The following is an 8,399-nucleotide window of genomic DNA, read 5'->3' on the forward strand; positions in this document are numbered from 1 at the left end:
CCCTTTTTGAGAAGGAAAATAAGAAGCTATTCTTAGCCATATTTAATAAGACAATAATAAGCTATTCTTAGCCCCCCTTATTAAGGGGGGTTGGGGGGATTTAACTCTTTCTATGCCAGTAATTTATCTGGTGTTAAAGGTAAACTTCGCAGGCGCCTACCGGTGGCATGATACACAGCGTTAGCTATTGCAGCAGAAACTCCTGTAATACCAATTTCTCCTACTCCTCTAACTCCCGCAGGGTTAAAGTTAGTATCAGGCTCACCAACAAATATTACGTCTATACGAGGAATATCGGCGTGTGCTGCATAGTGATATGTTGCTAAGTCATATACAACTGGATAACCAATATTTGGGTCAAACTGACATTCTTCCATTAATGCGTGACTTATACCCATTATCACACCACCACGTATTTGACTTGCTGCGGTTTTAGCGTTGATGACTTGTCCTATATCCATTACTGAAAGCCAACGAGTTACACGCAACCTACCAATACTTTCATCAATAGCTACTTCACAAAAGTGGGCGCCCCATGATTGAAAGGCAAATTTCTTACTTTCTTCTCCTGGCGCCGATGATGCTGTTGCTTCAAATGCGGCGCCTCCAGTTTTTTCAAGTAGTGCAAATGCTTCTTGGGCTGTTTCAACTTCTGCTTGTTTTAAAACTTCTTGACATGCTGCCATTACAGCAGGCGCCATTGATGCACTCATCATCGAACCACCTGCCATACCCCCATCTGGAAGTCGTGAGTCACCAAGTTCAACACGAATTTTTTCTACTGGTAATTGTAATGTTTCAGCGGCAACTATTGCTGCTACTGTGTAAGCGCCAGTCCCCATATCATTACCAGCAGTTAAAACATGGGCTGTACCATCTTTCAATAAACGAATTTTGACAGAAGCTGCACTGCGTAAAGCTGGGAATGTTGACGCTGCCATTCCCCAACCAATTAACTTTCCATCATGACTTGTAGCGCGCGGTTCTTTTGCTCGGTCTTTCCAACCAAACTTTTCGGTGCCAACTTTCAAACAGTCCGCAAAATGTTTCGCACTAAAAGGTAGGTTTTTACGTTGATGAATTTTGGTTTCGTTTTTAAGTCGTAGCTCTACAGGGTCAATTTTTAAATTCCATGCGAGTTCATCCATCGCTGATTCTAAAGCCCACATTCCCGGATTTTCACCTGGCGCCCGCATAAAAGTGGGTACTCCAACGTTCATTACCGCCAGTTCCTGCATTAATCGCAGGTTGTCAGTTTTATACATTACAGGAGTAATACTCGTACAAGGCTCTGTGAAAACATCTACGGGCGATGTTATTGATTTTACTTCATGGTCAATCGCTGTAATCGTACCATCCGCAGTGACGCCTAAACGAATTATTTGTTCTGTTTCTGAACGATGTCCAGCCAAAGCTGTCATCTGGCGCCGACTTAAAACTATTTTTAGCGGTCGTTCTATTTCTTTTGCTGCTGCTGCACAAAGAACAGCATGTGACCAAGGAAAGGCTTTAGAACCAAAACCACCACCTATATACGGGCTAATAATTCGTACTTTTTCTGCTGGTACACCTAGTAATTCTGCGTAGGTACGTTGTGATCCTAAAACCCATTGACTATGCTCGTATATTGTGACTCCATCGCCTTCAAGCCAGTCTACAATAATGGCATGAGGTTCCATTGGAGCATGAAGTTCTGTAGAAGATTTATAAGTTTGAGTAACTTTGGCAGTTGCCTTTGCCATACCAGAAGCGACATCACCTACTGAAAACTTCATTTCTTCGCCAAAATTAGGTGGCGCCTCTTTAAAATTAGCTTTGCTAGATTCAATAACAAGCGTTTGCGGATTATAATCTACTTTGACACGAAATGCAGCATCGCGCGCACGCTCAAAAGTATCAGCAACTACAAGCCCAATGATTTGCCCTGCATAATGAACTTGATTATCAGATAAAGGCAAACGTGCTTCATAAATCTTTGATTTGCCAAAGTTATTTGTAGGCTTAAATATTTTGGGTGCATTTAAGTGCGTAAATACCGCAATAACTCCAGGGCATGAACGAGCCTCACTTGTATCAATATGACAAATTTCTCCGCTGGCAATTGTTGATGTAACAAGATATCCATGAACTAAATTAGCCAGTTGATGTTCCGCTGAATAAGTCGCGGCACCAGTAACTTTTGCAACACCATCTTTACGACTAACCGATGTCCCCATAACTTGACTCATGCTATCCCACCTCCCTTTGCTGATACCATTAACGCGCGACGAATAGCACGTTTGCTCATTTCCACTTTGAATTTGTTATGCTCTAACGGTTGAGCGTTGCGAAGTGCTAACTCAGCAGCTTGTTGAAATAATGTTTCGTCAACAGCTTTACCAACCAAAAACTGCTCTGCTTCTTGTGTACGCCAAGGTTTATGTGCAACACCACCTAATGCAATCCGGGCGTTACGAATCTTGTTATCATCAATATCGAGAATGGCTGCTACTGAAATAAGCGCGAAACTATAAGAAGCACGGTCACGCAATTTCAAATACACTCCCGATTTGGCATTTAATAAAAGACAGCTATTTGCTGGTAATATTACAGCAGTAATAATTTCCCCATCTTCAAGTACGGTATCCCGTTCAGGTTGATTACCGGGCAAACGATGAAACTCACTAAAAGGTATTTGGCGCCGACTATCAACACCTTCAACTTCAACAACTGCATCCAAAGCTGCTAATGCCACACACATATCCGAAGGGTTTACAGCAACACATTTATCGCTTGCCCCAAAAATTGCGTGCATTCGATTTATTCCGGTTGCTGCGGGACATCCACTTCCAGGCTGTCTTTTATTACAACCAAATGCAGTGTCATAATAATAAGGGCAACGAGTACGCTGCATCAAATTTCCGCCAACAGTAGCAACGTTACGTATTTGCTGCGATGCTCCTGCTAATATTGCCCGTGACAATATTGGATAGTTTTGCCGCACAAGAGGAAAGTCGGCTACTTGAGTATTAGTAACAAGGGCGCCTAACCTTAACCCATCATCAGTACTTTCAATCTTCTTTAGTGAAAGACGAGAAATATCAACAACTTGTGTTGGTTGGTCAAGAAAAACCTTCATCCGGTCAACTAAATTTGTACCACCTGCAATAAGTATTGCTTGTGAAGGTCTATCGACAACATCTTGTATTGTAGTTGCGCGCGTGTAGTTAAAATTTTTCATGATTGTTTTTCTTGTCCTTGCACCATTACTATCGCTGCTGGTTCTGGTGGCACCTGTCCTGCTACTTGCTGTATTGCCGCAACAATACCGTTATAAGCACTACAGCGACACAAATTACCACTCATTCGTTCGCGAATTTCTAATTCTGAAAGATTTGCTAATTGCGGCAGCCCATTTAAATTGTCAACTAAACTTTCAGTGAGATTTTCTGTAACTACACTCGCACAACCTTGCTTAACTTCATCAATTAACGCTACCGCAGCACAAATTTGACCCGGAGTGCAATAACCACATTGAAAACCATCATTTTCAATAAATGCTAACTGCATTGGGTGAAGGTCATCACCTTGAGTCAAACCTTCAATTGTTGTAATTTCTTTACCTTCCTGCATTACAGCCAGCGATAAACACGAATAAACGCGCTGCCCATCTATTATGACAGTACAGGCGCCGCATTGTCCGTGGTCGCAGCCTTTTTTACTACCTGTTAACTGTAACCGTTCACGTAAGGCATCAAGTAAAGTCACGCGAGGTTCGAGCGCGAGCGTATAGTTATCACCATTAATATTAAGGTTAACAGTGACTTCAGATTCTACTTTCACGCTCTGTTTGTCTTGAGTTGCTCTAACTTCTGATGCAAGGGCTACGGCGCCTTTTGTTGTGGCTCCAACCTGTGGTAAAATCCCTTGCTGTGAAGCGTTATTAGGTCTATCATCGTTGTTACTCATGAATTACCCCACTGTTTTTGGAAGTTTAATATGGTAAATATGTCGCACGATAGATGTTTCAAAAATCTTTTTAGCGGTAACAGTAGCAATAACTCCCTTTTTGTTTGTTCTCTAATACAAATATAGATGATTGCATCAATAAATACTATTTTATCTAATGCTCGCTTTGATTATAACCAATATTCTGCTTTCTTTCCTTTGTGCTATGAAGCGTGCTTTGCGGTTCGTTAGATAGATATGATTTTTACTAATATTAAAGACTATTATATAGATGAACTGCTTAATAATTAATCATGTAGATTAAATATAATATCTATATTTTAATAATTTTTTTAAATTTAATAACAAACCATGAAAGACGCAAAGTAAAAAAATTATGCCTAGATTACCCACTTCTTAAAGAAGTCGGTAATCTGATTTTGCAAAAATGATTTATGATTGCTATATTAATCCTTTTATATTCTGATTTTTCTATGATTCGTCTTGCAACAGTTGATGACGCTGCCTCTATTCTCCGCATATATGCTCCGTTTTGCCTATCATCACCAACAACATTTGAGACTGAGGCGCCTACTATTGAACAAATGCAACAGCGTATAACCAAACTTCTTCTTCAATATCCTTGGTTGGTGTATTGTTCTGATAATGAAGTTTTGGGTTATGCTTATGCGGCGCCACATCATGAACGTGCAGCTTATCAATGGTCAGTAAATGTCAGTGTGTATATTCATGAAAGCGTGCGACGTATCGGAATTGGAAAAAGGTTATATACAACTTTATTTAAAGTCTTAAAACTTCAAGGTTATTACAATGCATACGCAGGTGTAACACAACCTAATATACCAAGTATGCGCCTGCATGAATCATTAGGTTTTCAGCACGCTGGTACTTATAAAAATGCTGGATATAAATGTGGTGAATGGCATGATGTTATTTGGTTAGGTCTAATGTTACAACCTGTAACACCTAACCCTCAACCACCTACTAGTATAAAATTATTTCAAAACAGTGATAAATTACAGATGCTCATAAATTATTAGGTAGGACAATCTTGAGTGTAGTCAGTATTTTTGTCTAATATTATCTTGTTTAAAAAGATTCAGGAATTCGTTGCCGAACACAGGTGTGATTATAGGTCTGCTCAAGATTTATTGGTAAATAAAATCCACCCTTCAAAAAGAGGGGTAAAATGGGAAGACCACCCCCAACTGCAAACGCTTCTTGCCAAAAATTAAGGTAAGGGGTTTGATTATCTTGAGTAATTTGATATGCAACAGCATACAACTGAGCGTCTAAGGGGTCAATTTGCGAATTGAAACGATTCATCAATTCGTTGTGCAAATTCGCATTCAATGTTGTAACGATATCAACTATGATTAACCCAATTCCTTGTTGAAGATAGGTTTCACATTTAGAGGTAAATGCTGAACGCTGAGAAGGACGGTCTTTATTACTAGGACTAATTAATTCAATGGCGCCTACAAGCATAGGTCCTGTTTGAGTATTAAAAATTTGTATTTCAACGATATCTGTAGTAAGTTGAAACGGTAGGGTTGCGGTGGGTGAACTTGGTGTCCATTCATGCAATTCTGCGGTTTTACGCTCTGGGTTAACAGGAATTCGTTCACGAAAAGCTGCTACATCAATTTCAATGCCAAATTGAGCGTTTGGTTCTGCAAAATAACCCTCTGGAAGAGACTGGTTTAAATCGTCGGCAAGATATGTTGACCAAGCATTATGAAAACTGTGCCAGTGGCGCCTGGTGCTTAAAGGAGGTCGAAAGTGATCTTTCAGTGCCATATTATGACCATTCCATTCCGCTGTCAATGCAATTGTATCATAAAAATCTTCATACGAATTAAATAATAATGGCGCCGCTTGTATCAAGTTTCGCCATACTATCAACTATCATTATCAAGCGCAGCCAATCGCTTAAGTTCTGCCATAAACTTTTTTGTACCAACCATCTTAGAATTCGAGAGTGCTGCTTGGGCTTGTTGTCCTAAGTAGGTAGGCACAATTAAACTGAACTATATAAACTTATGTAAAGTGTCGTAAATGCTTTAAAGATAAGCTTTTTAGCCAATTTATATTTCTTAATCCAGTTGCGTTTTTCAGCACCCACCTACTTATTTTGACTCATGATTTTAATAATCAATTTAAACTTAGTAAAAAGACAGTGGATATTTTTACCACTGTCTTTATTTAATTAACATTTTAATTGTATAAAAATGTTTTTACCAGACAGTGAAAAAGAGGTTCTGAGGTAACGAAAACATTTATTTCTTTTTACCCTTTGCGCCTTTACCATTAACTGCGACTTCAACTCCTGGTTGATAGCTTTCACTAAAGGAGCGAATAGCATCAAAACCAACGCGCGCACAAAAATCACCAAAACTTTCTTTCTTCTTACGTGACTTTTTGAACAATACAAAAATCGGTTCGAGGAAAGTCTCTAAGTCGTCTTCGTGCATTTTTTCGGTGTACGGTTGTGCCAGTCGAGTTTGATTTGGACATCCACCAAGCCAAACTTGATACGATAAAGGCGCACTACCGACAAATCCTAGTTCTGCCATATAAGGACGCGCGCATCCGTTCGGACATCCTGTCATTCTGGTAACGAAATGTTCATTTGGCAAACCGACTTTATCTAATAATGCTCGTATCCGTTGTAAAAATGATGGTATCGCGCGCTCAGACTCGGTTACTGCTAAACCACAAGTGGGCAAAGCAGGACATGCCATAGAAAATCTTTCTAGCGAGTCAATTTTCTCTAAGTCTGTAACTACACCATTACGATTAAGAATTGCTTCGATATCTTCTTTGTGTTCAGGTGCAATATTACATAACAGCGCGTTTTGATGCGGTGTTAAATGTATTGGTAAGTTGTATTTCTCGACGATTTCGCGCAATGCTGTTTTAAGCTTAAAGTCACCTTCGTCTTTTACACGTCCATTGTCGATGGAAACACCCAAGAATAATTTACCATCGCCTTGTTCGTGCCAACCCAGAAAGTCATGATATCTAAACTTGATGAGTTTCTTAAATGGTTCGACAGGTTTACCCAAGTATTCTTCGACTTTCGTGCGGAACTTGTCAACTCCCCAATCGTTTATTAAATACTTTAATCGAGAATGGCGCCTGTCGGTTCTATCACCATAATCGCGCTGTGTGGCAACAATTGCTTTTACCAAGTCGTAAACGTCTTCTTTTTTGACGTAACCAATTGGGTCTGCGGTACGCGCGAAGGTTTCTTCTTTGTTGTGAGTTCTTCCTAAACCCCCACCAGCAAATACATTAAACCCTTTTAGCTCACCTTTTTTGTTGGTAATGACTACCAACGTCAAATCTTGACTATATAAATCAATAGAATTATCTCCTGGTACTGTCACGCTCACTTTAAACTTACGTGGCATGTAGTGTGTACCATAGATAGGTTCTGGGTTGTCATGAACAATTGTACCCGTACCATTCTTTTGACGTGCTGCTACGACTTCTGGGTTTTCTTCAGCACTGATAGCTTTTTCACCATCTAACCAAATTTCGTAGTAAGCTCCTGTTTGTGGTGTTAGTAGTTGGGCTATATTTTCGGCATATTCCCAAGCGTACTGATATTCAGGTCTATTTTTAAAAGGAGCTGGTGGCGCCATGACGTTACGGTTCACATCTCCACAGGCGCCTAACGTTGAACCCATGCTTTGAACTATAGCAGCAATCGATGGCTTAAGATTTTTCTTTAAAATCCCATGTAGTTGAAACCCTTGGCGAGTGGTAGCACGTATTGTATGATTACCGTATTTATCAGCTAGTTTATCTAAAGTCAAATATAACTCCGGGGGTACAAAACCACCTGGGTTACGTGTCCGCAGCATCATTTGGTAATCTTTCTCTTGACCTTTGGCGCGGTTATCACGATTATCTTGCTGGTACGAACCATGAAATTTCAGAATTTGTACAGCGTCTTCGCTAAAGTGATTCGTGTCTTGAAGTAACTCAGTAGCAACTGGTTCACGTAAAAAATTACTACGCTCTTTTAGTCCTTCTACTTTGGAAGGTTTACGAGTTTCAACGGCGGGAGGAGCAGATTGTACCATTTCTGTAAATTAAAGTGTTCTCATTCAGTCATCACTACACGCCGAAGTACGGTAAAATTTGGCACCCATTCGGCTATCTTAGACGGTAATCCGGTCGGGATTAAGTTGAATTATTTATATTCTACCACGTCAAAATGCCGACTTTGCTAGTGATGTAACACTAAAACAAACCCGGCAATAATACTTAATAAATTGTTTGTAATTGATCAAAAAATTTAAGGTGCGTGAAGGCTACAAGTAATTGCGCTTCGTTTTAAAATTTTAGTAGCCTTCACGCACCCAACCAATGAATGGCACTATTTCACGCATTTTGAGGCGCCAATAAATTGGAGTAGGGTGCGTGAAAGCTATTACTAT

Annotated in this window: 6 protein-coding genes; 1 reads left to right on the plus strand and 5 read right to left on the minus strand. The window is 39.9% G+C overall.

Annotated features, from left to right (window positions below):
- Positions 1–110: 110 nt before the first annotated feature.
- From AC2JBO_RS23675 to AC2JBO_RS23685, 3 genes are read right to left on the minus strand one after another with little or no spacing between them, the layout of a single operon-like run.
- Positions 111–2,228 carry a xanthine dehydrogenase family protein molybdopterin-binding subunit gene (locus AC2JBO_RS23675; RefSeq protein ID WP_496956085.1) on the minus strand — a complete coding sequence of 706 codons (2,118 nt, stop codon included), beginning with the start codon at positions 2,226–2,228 and terminating at the stop codon, positions 111–113.
- Positions 2,225–3,220 (minus strand): FAD binding domain-containing protein, encoded by a 996-nt coding sequence (locus AC2JBO_RS23680; protein ID WP_496956086.1) that lies wholly within the window; start codon positions 3,218–3,220, stop codon positions 2,225–2,227. Before AC2JBO_RS23680 ends, AC2JBO_RS23675 begins: the two co-directional genes overlap by 4 nt.
- Complete coding sequence (locus AC2JBO_RS23685; protein ID WP_496956087.1) at positions 3,217–3,948, minus strand: 2Fe-2S iron-sulfur cluster-binding protein; 732 nt, start codon at positions 3,946–3,948, stop codon at positions 3,217–3,219. Before AC2JBO_RS23685 ends, AC2JBO_RS23680 begins: the two co-directional genes overlap by 4 nt.
- A 434-nt stretch (positions 3,949–4,382) precedes the next feature.
- On the opposite strand from AC2JBO_RS23685, the gene AC2JBO_RS23690 reads away from it, so the two are divergent.
- Complete coding sequence (locus AC2JBO_RS23690) at positions 4,383–4,988, plus strand: GNAT family N-acetyltransferase (protein ID WP_496956088.1); 606 nt, start codon at positions 4,383–4,385, stop codon at positions 4,986–4,988.
- 49 nt (positions 4,989–5,037) lie between these two features.
- On the opposite strand, the gene AC2JBO_RS23695 is transcribed toward AC2JBO_RS23690, so the two are convergent.
- Positions 5,038–5,853, minus strand: coding sequence for a DUF4058 family protein (locus AC2JBO_RS23695; protein ID WP_496956089.1), 816 nt, complete (start codon positions 5,851–5,853; stop codon positions 5,038–5,040).
- Positions 5,854–6,227: 374 nt separating this feature from the next.
- Complete coding sequence (gene sir / locus AC2JBO_RS23700; RefSeq protein WP_496956090.1) at positions 6,228–8,042, minus strand: sulfite reductase, ferredoxin dependent; 1,815 nt, start codon at positions 8,040–8,042, stop codon at positions 6,228–6,230.
- Positions 8,043–8,399 lie beyond the last annotated feature (357 nt).

The sequence above is a fragment of the Calothrix sp. CBUCES-K 9914 genome (assembly GCF_059640475.1).